Genomic DNA, 21,389 nt, shown 5'->3' on the forward strand with positions numbered 1-21,389 from the left:
ATTGTAATCAATACATATAAAAGTCGGCTAAACACTTTCAGCATTCAACTTTGATTAATGTTGACTGGGTGTTACCAACTATAAAAAACTGGATAACCTTATGCTGATAAATTTAATTTCATCTTGGCGTTTAGCCGCTTTAACTGCCACGCTAGTGTTTATAGGTGGGTGCTCCGACAAAAAGCTTGAAAATCAAGAAGCAACACCTACAGCCGCTGAAGCCGTTATTGTTATTGGTGCCGGTTTGTCGGGCTTAAACAGTGCTCTGCTATTAGAAGAACAAGGCTATAAAGTAACCGTTTTAGAAGCCAAAAATCGAGTAGGCGGCAGAATTTATACCCTTGATGATGTGCCAGGCCGGCCAGAAGCAGGCGGTAATACAATTAGTGCGAATTATGCCCGCATCATAGACCGAGCAAATAAACTAGGCTTAACCTTAACACCGGCACCTGACGTAGTTGGCGGTATGCGAACAATGCAGCTGTATATTGACGGCCAGTTCTTAGATCCTCAAGCTTGGGCTACTTTCTCTGGAAACACCTTTCCAGATCCTATTAAGCGCGTCCCTCCCGGCAGTATGATATTTGCTGCACTGCGTGGCAATCCTTTACAACAGCCAAGTGATTGGCTTCAAGATGAATATCAAAAATACGATGTAGCCATTGCGACCGTTTTGGACGGTATGAGATTAGACGAGCGCAGTAAGCAGCTAGTTAATCAGACCAATAGTTACGGTGATACTTTAGACTCTACATCTTTACTGGCGCTTTATAGAACCGCCGCTAGCTACGCTAAAGCTGGTGATATTCAAGGCGGCCTAAGTGCTATTGCAGGGGGTAATCAACGATTACCAGAAGCAATGGCGGCAAAATTAAAACGCCCGGTCTTGTTAGAGAAGTTTGTTAGCTCAATTGCATTAAGCGATGCAGGCGTGGTGGTAACAACTAGTGATGGCACTAAATATGAGGCCGACTATGTTATATCCTCAATTCCCTTAACAGCACTGCGTAAAATCAATATCACACCTGCTCTGCCGCCGTTGCAGCAACGTGCCATAAATGAAATTGATTACAGCAAAACCTTAATCGTGCAGTTGACTGTAACAGGTGATTACTGGGGCGAACAAACACCAAGCCTGTGGACCGATACAAAAATTGAGCGCATATTTGCTACCTCGCTTGACGACAGTGGCAAGGTGACTAACTTAACCTTTTGGTTAACTGGTGCGAACGCTGAACACTTTAGCGGCATGCAAAACGAAGCTCGCGATAAGGCCTTGTTAGACACTTTCTACGCTATTTACCCGAAAGCCGAAGGCTTAGTAACATTACAAAAAGTGGTAGACTGGAGTAGTGATCCACTAATTCTTGGTACTTGGCCGGCATATAAACCCGGACAAATAACTGAATTTGGCAATGCTATTGCCCCACCCCATGGCCGTTTGCATTTTGCTGGTGAACACACCGCACTATCAAACACCGGCATGGAAGGCGCAATGGAATCATCAGAGCGAGTTGTGAGTGAAATATTGCGCAATAACAGTAAACATACCGTTGCCACAGCTGCTATAGACCCAAAATCCTTATTCGTTACCTGTATGGCTTGTCATTCTTTAAATGAAGGCGAACCGCATAAGTTAGGACCTAATTTGTATGGCTTTTTTGGTCAACCCGCTGCAAGCCGCGAAGGTTTTAATTACTCACCAGCATTAAAAGGTGCAAGCATTGTATGGGACAAACCTATTTTAAGAGAATGGTTAAAAACACCTGAAAAAGTAGTGCCGGGAACGCGCATGATTTACCGCGGAAGTTTAACAGAGCCAGAACTTGAACAATTGATTGACTATTTAATTACCCAGACCAGCTCTAAGGTTAATCCATAGTCTGAGGCCAAGGAGTCATGTTCTTGTACGCTTAGCACTACATTAAAGCCCTCGTCGAGGGCTTTTTATTGTCACACAATTAATATTTTATACTGGTACATTTCCAGCAAATACTAAAGCGTTTTAGTTCAGTGTTTATAGTGGCTTAAAAAAAATGTAAATGTAGACCTTAAGTGACAACTAAATTTTCATCACACAGAGTGCGTTTAAAGCACTTACCATTTTTAAACCAATGCCAAGTGCGAGCGCGATTCGTGCCGCTGTCACCCATCACTATGCTTTCGTAAAACCATGCACCGGGTTCGTCTTTACGTTCTAGTTCAAGCAAAAAAATATGCGGGCTTGCTTGCCAGCCGAAGCCTGAAAATGTTGGCGTATCCCAGAATATTTTTTGTTCGCGAATAACGCCATCAAATTCAACCTCATATATTCGCCCACAAGGCCAACTAAATTTATTACGCTGGGTATAAACCACTGGGCCCGACTCTGGGAATATACATTCGACCTGGCTATTATGCTCATCAATGATGTTACCTTCGATATCGATATGGCGGTAGGTGCCACGCCATACGCCTTTGTGCTGTAATATTTCGGGCATTAGCTGTTGCAGAGGGTTTTTCATATTGGTTACTTTAATGATAATAGAACTTTATTGTTAAAAAAGCGCTGGAGGCAAATGAGTAAAGGTAAGCAAATTTGCTTACCTTTACTAAGATGACCAACCTACCAACCTTTCACTCACGGTCAATCAAGCGTATTCATACTGTTTAATGCCGGTTTAAAAACGGTATTCTAGATCAACACCCCATGTCAAAGGCGCTGCTGCATACTGTTGATAACTATTCGCTGTTGAAGCCGCTGAATAGGTATGATCAGCAAGGTTACGTACCCAAATAGCTACTTTGTAAGCCGAACTATTCGGTTCAAAAGATACCCTAGCGTTAACCATGGTACCCACGCTTGTTTTCGCACTTTCTGGGGCGTTCGCCACCAAATTCCATGAATCATCTTCTACCGTAGCGTCAATACGGCTCACAATAGTACCGATATCTAAATCAGCTATATGGGTTACACCTAATGTAGCTTTGTAATCTGGCGCATTTTTCAACTCTAATGATAATGCACATTCAATACTCACCACACCATTACACGTAGGTGATGAACCCGAGTTGGTTAGACCACCCGCTTGAGCAAGCGTGACAGAAGAGTACTCTGCATCTAGGGTTCCTAAAATTATGTTAAAAGACAAGTTTTTGGTGGCCGCATAGATAACTTCCAGCTCTAAACCAGAAGTTTTGGTTTCATCAACGTTAAAACGGGTAAAACCTACACCAGGTACGGTTGAAGCAATCTGCAAGTCATTATATTCGTTTAGGAAATAGGTCGCGTTTACTCGTAAACGGTTATCCATCCAGTCGCTGCGAAGACCAAACTCAAGGGTGTCTATGGTTTCTTCATCTACCGGTAAAAAACACGCAGTTGACGAAAAACAGTCTGGTGACCAACCGCCGCTTTTAAAGCCATTCGCATAAGATACATAACCCATAAGATTTTCAGTAAATTTACGGTTCAAAGCAACAGTAAAGTTGGTGTTGTTAAAGTCACGAGACTCTACTTTATTTAAGCCCGACGAAACTGCAAGCGCATCTAGATCTTTCGTCTCTGTTGTATAACGAACGCCTGTTGTTAAGGTGTAGTCAGAAAACTTATAATCACTTTGGAAAAAAATTGCGAGTGCGTCAGTTTTAAGACCTAGCTCAAAGGGCGCTACAAATACAGTATCCATCTTCGCGTCTTCGGTGAAATAGTAAAGACCAGTAACAAAGTTAAAGTTACCTGTGTAGTTTGAAGATACAGTAATTTCTTGACTGAATTGATCTTGGTCAGTTTGTTGTTTATACACAAAACCGACACGGCTTAACATGTCGTCTTCCATAGTGCGATAACCACTTAAAAACTCCACATCATAGTCGCCAAAAGTGCCCAGTACGTTCAAAGTTACGCCAGAAGTTTTCACCTCAGCAAAATGATTGGTCAAACACCCCATCGGTAAAAAAGCAACAGGTGTATTAGCATTACATACTGTTCCATTTATAGGTTCAATAGTGAATATATTATTGTCGCCATCGCGTCCGACCATTGTACTGCCAGGACTTGGATCAGAATCATCATCAGTGTGATCAATACCAATATTCATAGACCAGTCTTGATTAAACTCATGCAACAAATTGGCTTTAAACGCTTTAGTACTTTGTTTGCCTAAATTTGTACCTGCAAACTCGGCGAAGTCACCATTTGGATTAAGGGTATGGAAACCATCACGGCTGCGAGTTAGTACTGTGGCTCTAATGCCGGTTGAGTCTGAAATTGCAAGATTTCCAGTTAAGCGCGCATCAAGTCTGTCATGGCTACCAATAGTGACTTTTGCCGTACCATAGTTGTCACCCAAGTCAGGACCTTTAGAGATAAGTTTTACCGCGCCACCGTTTGAGTTCCTACCATAAAGTGTACCTTGAGGACCGCGCAGCACTTCAATACGTTCTAAATCGACTAAATCGAACAATGCGCCAACTTGACGTCCGATATAAATTCCATCAACGTAAATACCTACTGCTGGATCTGCAGTAATTCGTGATTCATCTTCACCTACACCCCGCAAGAATATGCGCGCACCACTCGACGTACCGGTGTTTGCGGCTATGTTGATGTTAGGGACTTGACTCTGTAAGTCCAGAACGTTGCTAACCTGTCTTATTTCTAAAGCGTCAGCGCCTAAACCGGTAACTGCAAGCGGTACTTCCTGAATTGATTGTATGCGGCGTTGTGAGGTTACGTTAATAACTTCTATGCCAGCATCCTTTTTTTCTGCAACATTTTCAGCAGGGTTTTCTTGCTCTTGTGCATAAACGGAAGTAGTTGTGCCAGCGCATAGTGCGGCAAATATTGCGTAGCGAAGGTAACGGTATTTAAACTGAGTTTGCATAATGGTTCCCTGATTCTTGGTAGATTCGCTGTTATTAAATAACACTTGTTGTGAACGCTTTTTTGTAAGACTTAACACATAGCTCTAATGACACATTAATATATCTTTATGCAATGTCAAGCATAAGTCAACTTTTGAAACAAGTCAGTATTTTGAAAACAGCTTTTTGAATATAATGAAGACAAAAAAGCCGGTGTTTGTTGCACCGGCTTTCTCAGTTTGAAATTGCTTAGTCTCTTAGCTTATGTTGGGCTAACTTTTAGCCACTTCAGGAATTTGTGTCGCAGCTAATTCTTTGCTTGGATCATCTCCAAATGTAGTTGGATATTTTCCTAACAGTAAAAGTAAAGCACCACCGGCTATAAACAAGAATATTGATGCAAAGATCATCTGATCGTAGCTTCCTGTTGTGTCACGGACATAGGCATAAATTAGCGGCGATAGAGCTGAGCCAATACCAAATGCCATATATAACATGCCATAAATTTTACCGTAGTTTGCCATGCCAAAATATCTGCCTGAAAGATAGGCTATTAAGTCGCTTTCGGCACCGGCTGCAAAACCTAAAAAAAGCCCGGCCATAATAACCATAGGAAATAGAATGTCATCGCCAAGTAAAATGATGCCAGTAATTGCCGGTAAACATAGTAATGGAAACGCTACAAAACTAGCCCAGAATCGATCTAGCAACATACCAGTAATAATACGTCCGGAAAAAATGCCTATACCTAACGCAGACATAACCGTCGCACTTTGACTAAGTGTAAAACCACGATCGGCCAAAATAGGTACCATGTTAATGAAAGCACCACCAAATGCTATGGCAATAAGCATAATAGACACCCAAATAATCCAGAATCGGTAGTCTTTTAACGCAACAGAAAGTGTAACGCCTGATACCTTCCCTGTGGCATTTTTAATTTCTTTAGGTAACTCATCAGCAGTAGGCTCGCGGAAAAGCCATAGGCAAACTGGTAAAGCAATTAACAGCGGGAAAAGTGCAACGATATAAAACATACTGCGCCAGCCTTCATTCTCTATGGCCCATACTGCAATATGGGGAATAAACAGCGGCGGTAAGCTAGTGCCCATTAGTAGCAAACCTAATGCTAATCCCCGACTCTTAAAAAACCACATATTGATAGCTCTACTCCATGTGACGGGAGTTGAACCAATTCCAACCAAGCCTACCATCAGCCAAAGGCCGTAATAAACCGGAAGAGAAGCCGGCGTGAGTGAAATGGCCGCGAACGATAAGCCAAACGCAAATAATGACCAAAGAGCGACAGGCCTTACACCATATTTATCTGCTAGCCAACCAAGCAGCGGGGCCATGAAAGATGCAGTTATACCAAAAATGGTAATTGGAAAAACAATCTGGGTAGTGGTCCAGCCGAACTCTTGTGAAAGTGGCGCAACGGTAAATCCAATAATATTATACGGTAATGGTGATGCGCCCAGAGCAACGCCTAGAAATGCAGCAAATAGGACTTTCCAACCTGTACTGAATTCTTCAAATTTGCTTTTCATATCAATTAGCCTTGTAGTATTTAACCGAGCGGTTGGCCCCTTAAAGCGTTAAGGAAGCATTATGCTGTATTATTTAATGCATCATAAAACAACACCCTAGTGACAAAATTTCATCACGTCAATAGAATCAATAGTTGCTTTAGAGTTATTGTCATATTAATGTATCAATAAGGGTTGAATTTTGACCTTGCGAATTCGCAGTGCAGATTTAAAAACCATTAACAATCAGAGCTTTACATGACTAATTCAACAATTTAAAAAAAAGGTAAATAAACGTAATGTATGACCATTTATATGTTGGCGTTAGAAACATTAACGATTCATTGAAGCTTTGGCACGATATCTTAGGCTTCTCACTCAGCTACAGACCTGCGAGCGACTGTAGAGCATTAGAAACACTTTGGGCCCTCAAGCCTAATGCAATAAATGGACTTGTACTCCTTGAAACGCCATCTGCGCCGAGTGGCCGAGTTATGTTAGTAGATTTCACTGAACATTCACAAAGCGTTAGACACGGTGCCCAAACCTTCGATCTTTGCCCTAAAAACCTTGATATTAACGTTGTCAATTTCCATGATAGAGTGGCTGAGCTCAAAGCAGCCGGCTATACGCTTCGATCAGAACCAGTGCATTACGCAATTGATAAGCTTGATGTATGGGAAGTGCAAGTAGCGGGTTGTGATGATGTCAATGTAGTGCTTACCGAAATAGTCGGTGAGACCCTGGCGTTAACGCCCCGTCAGTTTGGTGGTATTACCTCGGTTGTCACAATAGTTGAAAATATTTATAAAGAGGCGGAGTTTTACACTGCATTGGGCTTCGACATGCTCGACAGTCATTGCCTAAAAGGTCCGGACATTGAGAAAATGATTGGTCTGCCCAAAGGAGCAAGTTTGACCATGCAATTGTTGGGCGAAGCAAGTCATCGATTTGGTAGAGCAGAGCTAATTAAATATGAAAAGGTGGAGGGAAATAATTTGTACCCTAAAGCAGCACCGCCCGCGATAGGCTTTTTCCGTGGTGCTGTGGTGGTTAGCGATTTAAAAAAATGTATTAATAATTTATCAATCGAAAATATTACGGACGTGGCGCCCATGGAAATGGACTATTTAGACCAGAAGTTTTTAGCAATAACCCTGTCTACGCCTTCTGGGTTCATTATTGATATACTACAACCTTGCTAATCTGAAATACCCTGCGGGAGGTGTTGTGCAAAGTCAGATAGATACCACTCCTCTACAACCTGACTTTGACCGGCCCAGTCGGCAACACAATCACTGCAAACTCATCAGAGTTGCAAAAATATTTTTAAAGTGGCATTAACGGTTTCCTGTTAGTAATGACGCAGTTTAAAAGGCGCATTCATTTGGCTGTGCTTAGCTAGATTAAGAAGAAATGCAGCAATACTAACAAAATTTACATACACCAACTGCCTTTATGCTCACTTAAGTGTTACATCCAAACCAAGTGATATTAAGGTTCCTACCAGTGTAGTGATGACCACCGATACCAATGAACCAATAAGCACATACTCAGTCATGCTTCGGTCATCTGATTTATTCAATTCACCAAATCTAAATATTGATTTAGCTGCCAATACAAAACCCACCGCTGTATAGCTGCCCACAAGGCTAAAGGTTAGTTGTATCAATCGTTACATCCTCTACCAAGTGAAAGGCAATGGCTGCTAGTACCAATACATGTAAAGCCTGGTCAATAACAAAGTAGGGTGAGTTAGTCATTATTGGCTAATAATTGAGAATGAGCTGTTTAAGGCTAAATAGTTTATAAGGCAAAAAAGACAAAACACCGCCATATCACGAATAGCGGTGTTTATTTAAATGATTAAATGAATAGAATTTAAATAATAATTATTAAAATAAGTACTCCAATGCCGATTAGTTAGCTTGTTGGTACAACTGCACCCATTCCGTTAATAACCGGACACCATAGCCATTACTGCCTTCAGGGTGAATACCTTTAGCCGTGGCGCTAAAAGCATCACCGGCCATATCAACATGGGCCCAAGGTGTATCTGCCGCGAAGTGTTGCAAGAAAATAGCTCCGGCCTGAGCACCTGGCGAGCCCGTGTTCATTCTATCGGCAATGCGGCTTTTGGTAATGTCATCATAACCGGTTAAGGGTAATGGCCAAAGTCGCTCTTGCACCTGCTCACCCGCTTGACGAAGCGTTTGCTCAATAGCACTATCTTGGGTAAATACGGCAGAATACGCTGTGCCTAAGGCGCGTACTTTAGAGCCTGTTAAGGTAGCAATATCAACAATCGCTCGGGCTTTTAAATGCTCTCGGGCATACCAAATACCATCGGCTAAAATTAACCGCCCTTCTGCATCTGTGCTACCAATTTCAATGGTACTGCCATCGCCTGCCGTTACCACATCACCTGGCAACTGCGCATCACGTGAGATCACGTTAATAGAAAGAGGCGCTACTGCCACTACATTCACTGCGGCTTTTTGGCCCGCTAAGGCTTGCACTGCACCAACTACGGCTGCGGCACCTGCTTTGTCGGTGTGCATGCGTATAATTGAAGACGATGTTGTTTTTAAATTATAACCGCCCGTGTCATAGGTGTTACCTTTACCGACTAAAGCGATTGGTTGGCCTGGGGCACCTTGCCAATGGGCAATAAGTAAATACGATTTGTTATCGCTGCCTTGGCTTACGCCATATAACGAGCCCATACCTAACGCTTTTACTTGCTCTGGCGTTAAAATGGTGACTTTTACCCCCAATGGCTCTAGCACCTCACGGCTATAATTAGCAAATACTTCTGGGTAACCAGAACTACCGGGCAAATTGGTTAGCTCGCGCGCGGTAAATACGCCTTGCGCCAGCGCATGCAGTTGCTGGTAACGGGCCTGGGTTGCCTTAACATCGGCTACTTGCAAACTATACTTCTGCTCCGGCCGAGCTGCTGGTTTAGATTTAAACCGATCGAAGCGATAATTACGTAGCTCCATGCCATGTGCTAAAGATGCACTGATAGTAGTATTGAGCTCAATATCGCTAATAAGCTGACTATTTACATGTACCCGTTTCGCTTTAGTCGCGTTGACATGTGTACTCAGAGTTGCACCCAACTCTTCCGCTTTTGCTCGGCTTAACTGTGCTGGCTCGCCCACACCTAGGAGCACCACACGGCCAAAATCTAGGCCTACCGGGGCCACTATCTCCAGCTTAGTGCCGCTTTTACCCGTAAATTCTGCTACCTGTATGGCTCGGTTTATTTGACTACGAGTAACCTTGCTCCACTTTGCCATATTTAGTTCGGTAATGTTTTCAGGCACCAGTATTACTAGGATGTCAGCTTGCTGCTGACTTTGATTAAATTGTACCTGAGTTTTTAAAAAGGGTTGCGGCGTTACCGCCATTGTACTAAAACTGAATAGCGCGACCGCGCACCAAAGCAAGGGCTTTTTCATTTTATTCCTTAAATTCATATTATTAGCTAAACAATTTTAAGGTTAGCCACTGGCGTAACCTATGCTTTAAACCCGTTGATATCATACTCGCACTTGGCCGGGTATCGTTTATCGATAGACCTCAACAATTAGCCGATAGTTAGCCCAAAGTTTGCATTCAGGCTTTACCTTTTAAAATAATTACGTAATTAATGCCCTATGTATTGCGATGTTCGAATAAATTTATTTGATATATTAAAGGAACAAGATGAAAATTATATTTTCGCACGGCAAAGAAAGCGGCCCTTGGGGTTCTAAAATAAAACGTCTTGCTGATATTGCAAAACAGCAAGGGTTTGCAGTCGACAGCATTGATTACTCAGGTATCACTGATCCCGATCTTCGAGTAGAAAAGTTACTTAGTGTTATTGAAAATGAAACTGACCTTATGCTTGTTGGTTCAAGTATGGGCGGCTATGTGTCGTTAGTAGCCTCTGCAAGCCAGAATGTGAAAGCAGTATTTTTGTTAGCGCCAGCGCTGTATTTGGCCAATTATAATATTCAAGAGTACAGTTTTTCAAGCGTATTAACTGAAGTGGTTCATGGCTGGTCAGATGATATTATACCGGTAGAAAACTCTATTAGGTTTTGTCAGCAACATTGTCACAGCTTACATTTAATAGCTGGCGATCATCGGCTTAATAGCTCAATAGACACTGTCGCGACTTTGTTTAAGCAATTTTTAATCAAAACTAAAGGTAGTAATAAAGCCTAACTCTGCTCCGATACTCCAGTTATAGTTATAGTTATAGTTATAGTCACAATGCTTAATTGCCTTAGTTAACTCCCAAAAAAAAGCCCCGAATAAATCGAGGCTTTTAGCAACTCTTAGGATTTAAGCTTAGCTGCACTTTTCCTTCTGGCAAAGCCAAGGCCTGCTAAACCAAGCGCCAATATAGCGATTGATGCCGGCTCTGGTACTTTGACACCGCCCACACCATCGGCGCCAAACGCCCTAATCTCATTAGTGGACACAAAAGTGCCCGCGCCAGTCAGGGTATTCAATGAAATTGTTGTGCCAGCATTGGTAAAGCCATATAAAGTATTATCTAAAAAACTTAGACCATAGACGGCTTCATAACCTGTTACACCCAGCATTGTTCCAGTTCCATTAGAGACATTTAATAACCAAAGGCTATCACCAAGCCCTGTATTAGATGTAGTAGATGAAAGATAAAGATTCCCCATCTCATCAAAAGCAATGTCACCTGAGGAACTATACGCTCCCGAACCAATAAAACCAGCTAACCCCGTGCTCAAACTAAGTGAAAACAGGCTATTACCACCTGAACCGTACAAAATACCATTACTACCAAAGGTTAAGCCGTTAATGATTGCATTCGTGTTGCCAATAAAGCTAGTGGCTGCTGTGTCTTGGTCAATGGCGTACAAAGCAGTCCCGCCCAACACACCATACAAAATGTTAGAAGTAGGATCTAAAGCAATATCATACATAGTCCCCGTATTGCCGATTAGTGTTGAAATATTAGTGTTGACATTATATTCCCATAACCCACCCAAACCATCATTAATAAACGAAGCATGTGCCGAAGTGGTACCTGCTAATAGTAAAGCCGCTATAGTGTTAATTGTACTCTTCATTTTTCAATCCTCTTTTAAAAAAAATTGATACACGACTCGAGCGACAAACAATAATACACATCTCGAACGACATTCAGGCAATAACAATGCCAAGATTACAATTCAATGTTTACACATACTTTATTTTTTATTTAAAAAAATAATATTTTATAATGTAAGTTATCTTGACAGAATAAAATAATTTAAACATGAACATTTCCTATAAAATAAATTATTTTTCATATAAAATTATTTAAAATTCGCACCAATATTAGCAATAATTTTATTTAAACTATTAGCCAATTTTAGAAGTAGATTTTATATATTTTTAATAATACTTTTTTTAAAACTTTTTTATTTTTATTCAGCAAAACAGTAGTTTTAAAAGGAATTAGCATTTAATAACAAAGTTAGCCTTACAGCCGTCCCAAACAATATAGTTTTTTGGTTAGTGAGCATTTAAGTGTGGCCGGTAAAATATTAGTGGTTGGCAGTTCCTTGCAAGTTGAATCGGCGGCAAGTTTACTGCTTAGCACTGATCCTAAAGCAGAGAAATACCTAGTGGATAAAATAAAGCCTGAATTATTGCTATTAATGCGCCTAGTTACCACTTAAGCCATAAACTTATCCAACTGGCTAAAAACCCATTTTTTAATTAATGATGTCCGTGTAATTAACACCTGTAAAATTTAACTTATAGTCTTGACTTTATACACAATTTATTAGGTTAGCTTATCTAAGATCCCTTTGACTATTTACAGTACTTTTCTGCTGCTATTCTATTATTTATGCCATATAAAATACGGCCAAATTTAGCTTTGCTAGGTTTTTAAGCAATTTCGCTCAAAAAAGAGTAGAATACGCGAGTTTTAGCAACAGAGGAGAATATCTTGTCTAAAAAACGTATAGCTATATTGGGCGCTGGCCCAAGTGGCTTAGCTCAACTCAGAGCCTTTGAAGCGGCTCGTCAAGCAGGAAATACCGACCTACCAGAAATTATCTGTTATGAAAAACAAAGCGATATTGGCGGCATGTGGAACTATACCTGGCGTACAGGTTTAGATAAAAACGGTGAGCCAGTTCACGGTAGTATGTACCGATATCTTTGGTCAAACGGTCCCAAAGAGTGTTTAGAATTTGCTGATTATAGCTTTGATGAACATTTTGGCTGTGCTATCCCGTCTTATCCCCCTCGTGCGGTATTAAAAGATTACATTATGGGACGCATTGATAAAGAAGCGATTAAAAAATATATTCGCTTTGAATGCCCGGTGCGCTGGGTAGACTATAACCAAGAAACAGAAATGTTTAGCGTTACAGTGATGAACCATAAAACTGAACAACAAGAAACAGAACTATTTGATTATGTTGTGGTAGCTACAGGCCATTTCTCTACACCTAACATGCCTTATTTTGAGGGTGTAGAAGCCTTTCCTGGCCGGGTGTTACACGCTCATGATTTTAGAGACGCATTAGAGTTTGCAGATAAAGATATATTAATTGTTGGTTCTAGCTATTCAGGTGAAGATATCGCATCGCAATGTTATAAATATGGCGCGAAATCTATCACTATTAGCTATCGAAGTAAGCCATTAGGTTTTGAATGGCCAGAGGGCTTACAAGAGTGGCCTTTATTAACCCATTTTGAAGATAACGTGGGGCATTTTATTGACGGCAGCAGTAAAGCTTTTGATGCCATTATTATGTGTACGGGCTATTTATTCCATTTTCCGTTTTTACCAGATGAGTTACGCTTACAAACTCATAACTGCTTATATCCAGACAACTTATATAAAGGAATATTTTTCCAAACTAACCCTAAGTTAATTTATTTAGGTATGCAGGATCAGTATTACACTTTTAATATGTTTGATGTTCAAGCTTGGTATGCCCGTGATGTCATATTAGGCGATAAAGTGCTGCCTGATGCAGAGCAACGCTTATCCGACATGCAACTGTGGTTGCAACGTCACGAAAAATTGACTGATTGTAATCAATCGATAGACTTTCAAGGCGCCTACATTCGCGACCTATTGCAATCTATTGATTACCCTGACTTTGCCGTTGAAAAGCAAGGTGAGTTATTTAAACAATGGTTGCTAGATAAACAAGAAGATATTATGCGTTTTCGAGAGAAAACCTATACTTCAACTATTACAAATACCACGGCAACCGAGCTACCAAAACCTTGGTTAGATATTAAAGATGATTCGTTAGAAAGCTTTATGGCTTTAGATTTTGTTGAAGTAAAAGATTAACACGTTGCCGATCACTTGGTTAGATGCCAAGTGATCGCGACCTACCTGTCTACATAGCTATATACTTACCTGCTAGTTCATTTTTAACACCATGTCAGCTAAACCGCCAATTTCGACTTCATTACATACTAGCCGTTGCTATTTCACTACCATATCGAACAGCTTATTTAGCGCATGATACACCGTTAAAATAATACCCTGTCATGTAAACTATTCTAATTAGATATAAACTGTTCACTATTCGATTGCGTATATTCACTATGCTCTTTGTATCTACTATTCCCGCTCTGTACACTGTAGAGCATTGCATTTAAATAGGCATTTTTCATATGAATGATTTTAAGGTAGATAACAGTCTAGCCCGATTAGGCAAACCCTTTAGTGAAGCTAGTATGCCGACAGTGGTACCCGCACCGCAATGGATCGCCTTTAATTCCTCTTTGGCACAACAATTACAGCTGCCTGAGCAGTATTGGCAAACTGATGCCGGTTTAAACTTATTTAGTGGTAACAACCTACCTGAATGGGCAACGCCAGCAGCCCATGCTTATGCAGGCCATCAGTTTGGCCATTTTGTGCCCCAATTAGGTGATGGTCGTGCTTTGCTGTTAGCTGAAGTTATCGACCGTGACGGTAAACGTGTTGATATGCAACTTAAAGGTGCTGGTACAACGCCGTTTTCCCGTCGGGGAGATGGCCGCTCACCACTTGGCCCTGTATTACGTGAATATTTAATTAGTGAAGCTATGCATGCACTTGGTATTCCCAGCACTCGCGCTTTAGCAGCTGTAATTACCGGGGATTGGGTGCAACGTGATACTGCCGAGCCTGGCGCTATTTTAACCCGCATTGCCAGCAGTCATATTCGGGTGGGTAGTTTTCAATATATTGCGCATCGCGGGGCTAATCATCAAGCCCAAAACGGTGAACAGACTGAACTAAAAACTTTTGCTGATTATGTTATTAAACGCCACTACCCTGAGTGCCTAAGCCAAGCGAATCCTTATTTAGCATTCTTAACTGCGGTAATAGATAACCAAGCAAAACTTATTGCTAATTGGATGAGCATTGGCTTTATTCATGGTGTAATGAATACTGATAATATGACTATAAGTGGTGAAACCATAGATTATGGCCCTTGTGCGTTTATGGATAGCTTTAATCCAGCACAAGTTTATAGCTATATTGATAGCCAAGGCCGCTATGCTTGGGGAAATCAGCCCAAAATTGCGAGCTGGAACTTAGCCCGTTTTGCTGAAACACTGCTGCCACTAATCGCCGAGCAACGAGAGCAAGCCATTGAACTAGCCAGTGCAGCTGTACAAAGTTTTGGCCAGCGTAATGAAGCCTACTTTTTACAACTAATGGCTAAAAAAATTGGTCTACAACAAGTAACTGCTGATGATGAGGGATTAATTGCGGGGTTTTTGCAATTGCTGCACAGTAATACAGTAGACTTTAGCCAAGGCTTTAGGCTACTTAGTCAAAGTGTTACTGATAGTAATAGCGGCACCATAACACTTATGACCGACAAAGCGGCTTGGCAACATTGGGCTAGTGCATGGCAACAACGCCTAGCTGTACAAGGGCTTGATTTAAGCCAAGTACAAGCAAATATGGACGCGACTAATCCGGCGATTATTCCACGTAACCATATTATTGCCAAAGTAATTCAACAGGCGACAACCGATGGCGATCTAAGATTGTTTAATCAGTTAAAACAAGCGTTAGCCACACCTTTTGAACTAAAACCAGATGACGCGTTTTTAGCAGCCCCCCCCAGTGACAAAGAGCAAATAAAAAATACATTTTGTGGGACTTAATAAAACGTAAACCTAACTAATAAGAGAGAACATTATGCTATTTTCATTACTGTTAAGTTTGTTAGTAACTATGTTTTTGCCCTATGTAGCAAAAATTCCATTGGCTTATGCCATGCAAAAATCTGGTCGTTACGATAATAACAATCCACGACAACAACAAGCTGCACTTAAAGGCTTTGGTCAGCGCGCTAACGCTGCCCATTACAATAGCTTTGAAGCCTTAGCCATTTTTGCCGCAGCCGTGTTAATTACCGCAATGAGTTCGCCGAGCGTCGGAAGTATTAGCGTGACATTAGCCTGGATGTTTGTGGCAAGTCGTATTGGTTATTTATTTTGTTATTGGTATAACCTAGCAACCTTACGTTCACTGATATGGTTCTTTGGCATGGTGTGCTGTTTTGCCATGGCGATGATAAGCTTAATATTTTAATATTTTTTCAAGGGGTCAGAACACTTGAAACTAGCGATGTTGTTTTTTAACATTTTATTAATATACTCCGACCCCATATTAAATAAGGACAGGATATGACTCGTTTAGCAGGTAAAGTCGTTATTATCACCGGTGCAGCACAAGGTATGGGTGAAGCACATGCCCGTCTGTTCATTGCCGAAGGCGCAAAGGTGGTTTTAACGGATTTAAATCAACAAAAAGGCCAGGCCCTCGCAGCCGAGCTTGGCGAAATGGCATTTTTTATTCAGCAAAACGTCACTAACGAACAAGATTGGTTAAATGTTATTGCTGGCACTGAGCAAAAATTCGGGCCGGTCAATGTGTTAGTTAATAATGCTGGTATTACTATGGCGAAATCTATTTTAGAGACTTCGTTAGAAGATTATCGGCGTATTGTGGATATTAACCAAGTGTCCGTATTTTTAGGCATGAAATCTGTAATCGCGTCGATGAAAAAAGCCGGTGGCGGCTCTATTGTTAATATTTCATCTATCAATGGCATAGTTGGTGGCGCGATTGGTTATACCGATTCCAAGTTCGCCGTTACCGGTATGACTAAAGCCGCAGCTTTAGAATGTGCAGCTTTTGGTATTCGAGTTAACTCTGTACACCCTGGCGTGATTGAAACACCGATGATCATGCAAGCTGATACTAAAGCTGCAGTTGAGGCTTTTGCTAAAACCATTCCATTAAAACGTTTAGCTAAGTCTGAAGAAGTGTCTAATATCGTGCTGTATTTAGCGTCAGATGATTCCAGTTATTCCACTGGTTCAGAGTTTGTGGTCGATGGCGGCTTAACTGCGCAGTAAAACAATAAATACCTAGCGGCTAAAGCATTTAGCTGTTAGGTGTTTATAAACTTCAGGCTATTTCATGTGCTCTAGCATCAACTTCAAGCGGTGCGTCGGCATATCCATACTGCATAATTTCAGCAATATAACGGCTTAAAATTTTAATTATTGCTTATGATTGATTTCAAATAACAATTATATCGCTGTGGTTGGATCTCTTTAATACCAACAATAAGCCAGATATTATTTTTACAACTGTTACAAGTTAAAGAAATGCAATACGCAGATGTTCCTTTTTTAACTTCATAACCAAATTGTCCTTCAGAAACTAAGTTGTTAGCTACAAGATAAGTCCGCAAATCTGCTGACAAAGTCATAAATTCAACTGCATCTGCAAACGTAAAACTAGATACTTCAGAACATATCGGACATTGATACTCATAAAAATTGTCAGTTATCCCATCTTCAGCTCCATCCCAGAGTAAAATTAATCGACGCTGACTATGAAAATATGACATCTTATAAATCCTCAACTTTGTAAGCAGGAGTTGTAGCAACTATCTTATCATTAAACTTCAATGACTCTATGCTTTCAGGTAATTCATATTGTATTCCCATACCAGACTGTCCGAACCAAGGTATTGCAGGTCCTGAATTCACCTCAATAGGCGCGAGCACCTCATAGGCGTTATAAGCTTTTTCTTTGGTATTCTCTGGCAACGCTCTACTCTCAAAGCTGTTCCCCTCTGGCGAAACAAAAGCGCCAAAGTCTTTGAATTCATTCTGGCTATTAGTAAAACCACCGAATCTGTCAACTTTATCTCCTGGCAATAAAATTTCTTTTGATATACAAACAAACCCTCTATTAGGTGGCCAAGAGTTAGGCCCTAAGTGAGCTTGTAAACCTGTCCAATTTTGATTTTTCCAAAGTTGATATCCTTTTGAAGCTTGTTCCGAGTTACTAAAAACACCTTTGGAGTTTTTTTGAAACTCATTCCATGTGTTTTCCTTACACTTCAACCCCAACGGGTCTACCCAGTTAATATGATTTGGCGCGTATTGGTAATGGTTTATTCCGCCGATTAACCCTATTGGGTCTTGGCTGATAAAACGGCCTGTTGTTGGGTCGTAGTATCTAAAGTGGTTGTAGTGTAGCCCGCTTTCGTTATCGAAGTATTGGCTTTGAAAACGGATTGGGTTGTCGATGTCTTTTACGGTTACGGTAGCTTGGCCAAATACACTGTAATGGGCTTGCCAGACGATGGTGTTGTTTTCATCTGTCAGACTTAACGGGGTGCCGAGTTGGTCTAGCTGATAAAAATAGACCTTGCCGTATTTTATTAAGGCTAAAGGTTGATGGCTATTAGGCTGATAAATATACCAAGTAAACTCGCCGTTGCTGTGCTCGCCCAGTAAAGTGTTGCCTTGCCATAGATAATCGGTGCGTCCCTGGGCTGTTATTTTGGCGCTGCGCCGGCCCAATGCATCATATTTGTAACGCGTAACCGAGCCAGTACCTTCTATGTTATTAAAAAGGCTAGTTAATTGGTTAAATCCATTAAATTGGCGTTGCTGGCGTTTTCCTTTGGAACTGGTACTTGTTTGGTTGCCACTTTCATCATATTGATAATGATTGTTTTGATAACGAACTAGCCTATCTTGCTTAACCTCGATATTAGCGCCTTGCGGATTACCAAAGCTGTCCCATTGGTGCTGCTCGTTTTGGCTAATATCTTGGTTATGTGTTTTAGCAGTTAATTGGTCTAGCTCGTTAAATTGATAATCTGTATTGCCGTGTTGGCTATCTTGAATTTTAATCAGCTGATGCAATGCGCTGTATTGATAATGACGTTGCCGTTGTGGTGTATTGATGTCGACGAAAGTTGCTGTTGCTTTTTCAATGCTGTTTTCTGCGCTGGCAGATGTCGCATTTTGCCAATGCTGTTGGCTAAGCCGGCTAAAGGGATCAAATTGTTGGCTTAAGGTTAAGCCGGTATTGAAATGGCGTGAGATTTCACGGCCTACATTATCGTATTGGCTTTTAAATAGGCTTTGCTGATTTAGTTTAAGCTCAGATAGCTGGCCTTGATTGTTATAACCGTAATGCAGTGTATTGCCATCGGCTAATTCGAGCCTACTTATCCTTCCGCTATTATCGTACCGATACTGACAGCGCCAGTCATCTTGCCATTGCTCGGTTAATTGACCATTGCCGTTATAGTTAAAGCGTAATTTACGCTGACCGTTACTGGCGCGCAGTAACCGACCTAATTTATCGTAGTGAAAATGATTATTGTCTAATTGTTGTTGATGCCGAGCAATTTGCTCGATAACGCGACCGCGTAAATCACGTTTAAGTTTAATTTGGCGCTGGCCAGCGTCAGTGACATTACTGACTTTGCCACTACTATCATATTGATATTGCTGCAACCTGCCATCAAAACCTTTTAGCGCGATAGGCCGCTCTTGACCGTCGTAATCGAGTTCATAACGAGCGCCATCACTGCGCATTATGGCCGTTAAGTTGCGCTCTTTATCGTATTCATAATTAAGGGCACTGCCATCGGCTTGTAATAGTTTTACTGGCTGGCTTAGGCCTTCATATTGCCATTGGTTATGTTGCTGTAATGGTTTTTCTTCACTGATTAGTCGACCGGCATTATCATAATGATAATCTGTACTGGTTATTTGCTCTGGATTAGCTGCACTGTATTGCCGTTGTTGGGTAATTTTCCCTGCGTTATTACGTTGATAATCAGTAACTAACCCTGCGGCGTCCGATACGCCATTTAGCCGACCTAAAGCATCATAGCTATAACGAACAACGGCATTATGCTGTTTTACGGCTAGTAACTGTCCTTCATCGTTATGGTGAAATAAGGTTTGCTGACCATCAGCTGTTATCTTTTTTGTTAGCTGGCCATCAGTATCATATTGATAGCTGGTTTTATTACCGTCAGGCAGTATTTCTGCTTTTAATAAACCGCCAGAAGTATATTCTCGGCGCCAATGATAACCTTCAGCATCAATAAAACCGCAGCGTTGACCAAATTCGTTATAGTTAAAATGGCTAATGGCGCCATCGGCTTGTTCCACGGTATTGAGTTGGCCTAGCTCATTAAAATAGTAACGCGTGACAGAGTTATTAGGTGCAGTTTCTGCGATTTTTTTACCAAATTGATTCCAGCTATATAACCAAGTGGCGCCATCGGGGGCAATTTTTTTAATTAGTTGGTTGCGTTCATCATGAAAGTATTGCCAGCGTTGACCACGGCTGTCGGTACTAATGGCTAGGCCTTGTTGCTCATGGTATGCAAAGTGATAATCGTAATAGCCATCATCACCCCAGTTTCTAATACACTTTGCCGTAGGCCCTTCACCCTGCCAAGTAAAGTAATGCTTAAAACCACTCGCACGTTGGCGCTGAATAATTAAATGTTGTTGATACTGATAATGCTCTGTTTGCCCTGCCATGTTGGTAGCAACAATAAGATTAAGATCAGTGTCATATTGATAAACAGCCAACTGTTGCTGTACGGGTGATAAACCGACTTTTGTTTGCTCTACTGCATCGATACGTTGCAAGGTACCTTGTTGGTTATAATGCAGCTCTATACCACGCTTTCGAGTGTAATCGATTCTACTCAGTCGGTTATGTTTATCATAATAACACTGTAAGTAGTGGCCTAAGCTGTCTAGTATCTGATGTAATTGCCATTGCTGTTTAACCTCAGTAGAAGGTACAAACACCCATTGGCTATTGTCAGGCTTTAATAAGACCAGACTACCGTTTTGCTCACAGCGTAGCGCCAAATCTTCTGCTATCTGATAGCTAGTTTGGCCTACTTCTGGTTTAGAAAAGTGTAAACGGCGACCTTCTTCATTATGTAATATAAAGCCATTTAGTTCAGGCTGCTGTTCTGCTTCAATGGCAACAATCTTTAAATGAAAATTACTACGCCATCCAAAGCCCATTCCTATATTTTCATGGCTTTGGCTAGAACGATAAGTACGCACAAAGTTTAATGGCATAGCCCCGGGCAAACTAAAATCGGTTAAGGCTAAAATTTCTTCACCCGTGGACATAGCAACTGGATCGCCCTCTGTCACTAAATTTTTATTTTCGGTTACCGCAGTACCCGCCGCGTTACTCCCAGCTTGGTCTGAAGTAACTGCTGTATTATTAGAGTTTGTCTGCAGACTTGTATCATCAGTACGACCACCTTGATTAGCCGGTTTTTGCTTCCCTACTGCCGGTGCGCTACTGCTGGTCTGCGTGGAAATTGCTGGCGTTTTAGATGCTAATTCATATATAAATAACTTCCGCGCCATTATCGCTTTGCCTAACACGGCATAAGCTTGGTCAGTCGCATTTATAGTTGCACCATTATTAATGCTTGCCGCACCTAAGTTATGCAGAATGCTATTTAATCCCGCTTTATTATTAAGAAGTGATCCTTGTTGAAAGTTTGTTTGCAAATAAGCGGCAGCATCAACTGCAGAATTAAAGATAAGGACTTGTCCCGCGCTTGGCGTCGCGGTACTGCTAAGCAAAATCATATTGCCATAACGGGTTTTTAACTGAACATGTTGCGCCGTCATTTT

Annotated in this window: 15 protein-coding genes; 8 read left to right on the forward strand and 7 right to left on the reverse strand. The window is 41.3% G+C overall.

What is annotated here, in order from left to right; genetic code table 11:
• Positions 1-100 precede the first annotated feature (100 nt).
• Positions 101-1,882, forward strand: coding sequence for an FAD-dependent oxidoreductase (locus tag BI198_RS09170; protein ID WP_070049282.1), 1,782 nt, complete (start codon positions 101-103; stop codon positions 1,880-1,882).
• 169 nt (positions 1,883-2,051) lie between these two features.
• Here BI198_RS09170 and BI198_RS09175 read toward each other — a convergent pair whose 3' ends face one another.
• The 3 genes from BI198_RS09175 to BI198_RS09185 form a co-directional block, all read right to left on the reverse strand.
• Positions 2,052-2,504: a hypothetical protein gene (locus tag BI198_RS09175; RefSeq protein ID WP_070049283.1), complete on the reverse strand. Its 453-nt coding sequence runs from the start codon at positions 2,502-2,504 to the stop codon at positions 2,052-2,054.
• Between the two features lie 156 nt (positions 2,505-2,660).
• A complete protein-coding gene (locus tag BI198_RS09180; protein ID WP_070049284.1) occupies positions 2,661-4,865 on the reverse strand; it encodes a TonB-dependent receptor in 2,205 nt (734 codons plus the stop codon).
• 252 nt (positions 4,866-5,117) lie between these two features.
• Complete coding sequence (locus BI198_RS09185; protein ID WP_070049285.1) at positions 5,118-6,395, reverse strand: MFS transporter; 1,278 nt, start codon at positions 6,393-6,395, stop codon at positions 5,118-5,120.
• 278 nt (positions 6,396-6,673) lie between these two features.
• On the opposite strand from BI198_RS09185, the gene BI198_RS09190 reads away from it, so the two are divergent.
• A complete protein-coding gene (locus BI198_RS09190; protein WP_070049286.1) occupies positions 6,674-7,579 on the forward strand; it encodes a hypothetical protein in 906 nt (301 codons plus the stop codon).
• A gap of 714 nt (positions 7,580-8,293) precedes the next feature.
• Here BI198_RS09190 and BI198_RS09200 read toward each other — a convergent pair.
• Positions 8,294-9,841: a leucyl aminopeptidase family protein gene (locus BI198_RS09200; RefSeq protein ID WP_074467416.1), complete on the reverse strand. Its 1,548-nt coding sequence runs from the start codon at positions 9,839-9,841 to the stop codon at positions 8,294-8,296.
• Between the two features lie 247 nt (positions 9,842-10,088).
• Here BI198_RS09200 and BI198_RS09205 point away from each other — a divergent pair, with 247 nt between their 5' ends.
• Positions 10,089-10,595: an alpha/beta hydrolase gene (locus BI198_RS09205; protein WP_070049289.1), complete on the forward strand. Its 507-nt coding sequence runs from the start codon at positions 10,089-10,091 to the stop codon at positions 10,593-10,595.
• 113 nt (positions 10,596-10,708) lie between these two features.
• On the opposite strand, the gene BI198_RS09210 is transcribed toward BI198_RS09205, so the two are convergent.
• Positions 10,709-11,482: a PEP-CTERM sorting domain-containing protein gene (locus BI198_RS09210; RefSeq protein ID WP_070049290.1), complete on the reverse strand. Its 774-nt coding sequence runs from the start codon at positions 11,480-11,482 to the stop codon at positions 10,709-10,711.
• A 444-nt stretch (positions 11,483-11,926) separates the two neighbouring features.
• Between BI198_RS09210 and BI198_RS15990 the strand changes: the two genes are divergently transcribed.
• The 5 genes from BI198_RS15990 to BI198_RS09230 all read left to right on the forward strand — a co-directional run bounded on the left by BI198_RS15990 (position 11,927) and on the right by BI198_RS09230 (position 16,802).
• Complete coding sequence (locus BI198_RS15990) at positions 11,927-12,076, forward strand: hypothetical protein (RefSeq protein WP_158007091.1); 150 nt, start codon at positions 11,927-11,929, stop codon at positions 12,074-12,076.
• A gap of 275 nt (positions 12,077-12,351) precedes the next feature.
• Positions 12,352-13,719 carry an NAD(P)-binding domain-containing protein gene (locus BI198_RS09215; RefSeq protein ID WP_070049291.1) on the forward strand — a complete coding sequence of 456 codons (1,368 nt, stop codon included), beginning with the start codon at positions 12,352-12,354 and terminating at the stop codon, positions 13,717-13,719.
• A 329-nt stretch (positions 13,720-14,048) separates the two neighbouring features.
• Positions 14,049-15,542 carry a protein adenylyltransferase SelO gene (locus tag BI198_RS09220; protein ID WP_070049292.1) on the forward strand — a complete coding sequence of 498 codons (1,494 nt, stop codon included), beginning with the start codon at positions 14,049-14,051 and terminating at the stop codon, positions 15,540-15,542.
• Positions 15,543-15,576: 34 nt separating this feature from the next.
• Positions 15,577-15,972 carry an MAPEG family protein gene (locus BI198_RS09225; RefSeq protein ID WP_070049293.1) on the forward strand — a complete coding sequence of 132 codons (396 nt, stop codon included), beginning with the start codon at positions 15,577-15,579 and terminating at the stop codon, positions 15,970-15,972.
• A gap of 95 nt (positions 15,973-16,067) precedes the next feature.
• Complete coding sequence (locus tag BI198_RS09230) at positions 16,068-16,802, forward strand: glucose 1-dehydrogenase (protein WP_070049294.1); 735 nt, start codon at positions 16,068-16,070, stop codon at positions 16,800-16,802.
• 143 nt (positions 16,803-16,945) lie between these two features.
• Here the strand turns inward: BI198_RS09230 and BI198_RS09235 are convergent, their stop codons facing one another.
• The gene (locus tag BI198_RS09235; RefSeq protein ID WP_070049295.1) at positions 16,946-17,302 is read right to left on the reverse strand and encodes a hypothetical protein; all 357 of its coding nucleotides are present in this window, start codon (positions 17,300-17,302) and stop codon (positions 16,946-16,948) included.
• 1 nt (position 17,303) lies between these two features.
• The gene (locus tag BI198_RS09240) at positions 17,304-21,386 is read right to left on the reverse strand and encodes an RHS repeat-associated core domain-containing protein (protein WP_070049296.1); all 4,083 of its coding nucleotides are present in this window, start codon (positions 21,384-21,386) and stop codon (positions 17,304-17,306) included.
• Positions 21,387-21,389: the final 3 nt, after the last annotated feature.

The organism is Rheinheimera salexigens, assembly GCF_001752395.1.
Lineage (GTDB): Bacteria > Pseudomonadota > Gammaproteobacteria > Enterobacterales > Alteromonadaceae > Alishewanella > Alishewanella salexigens.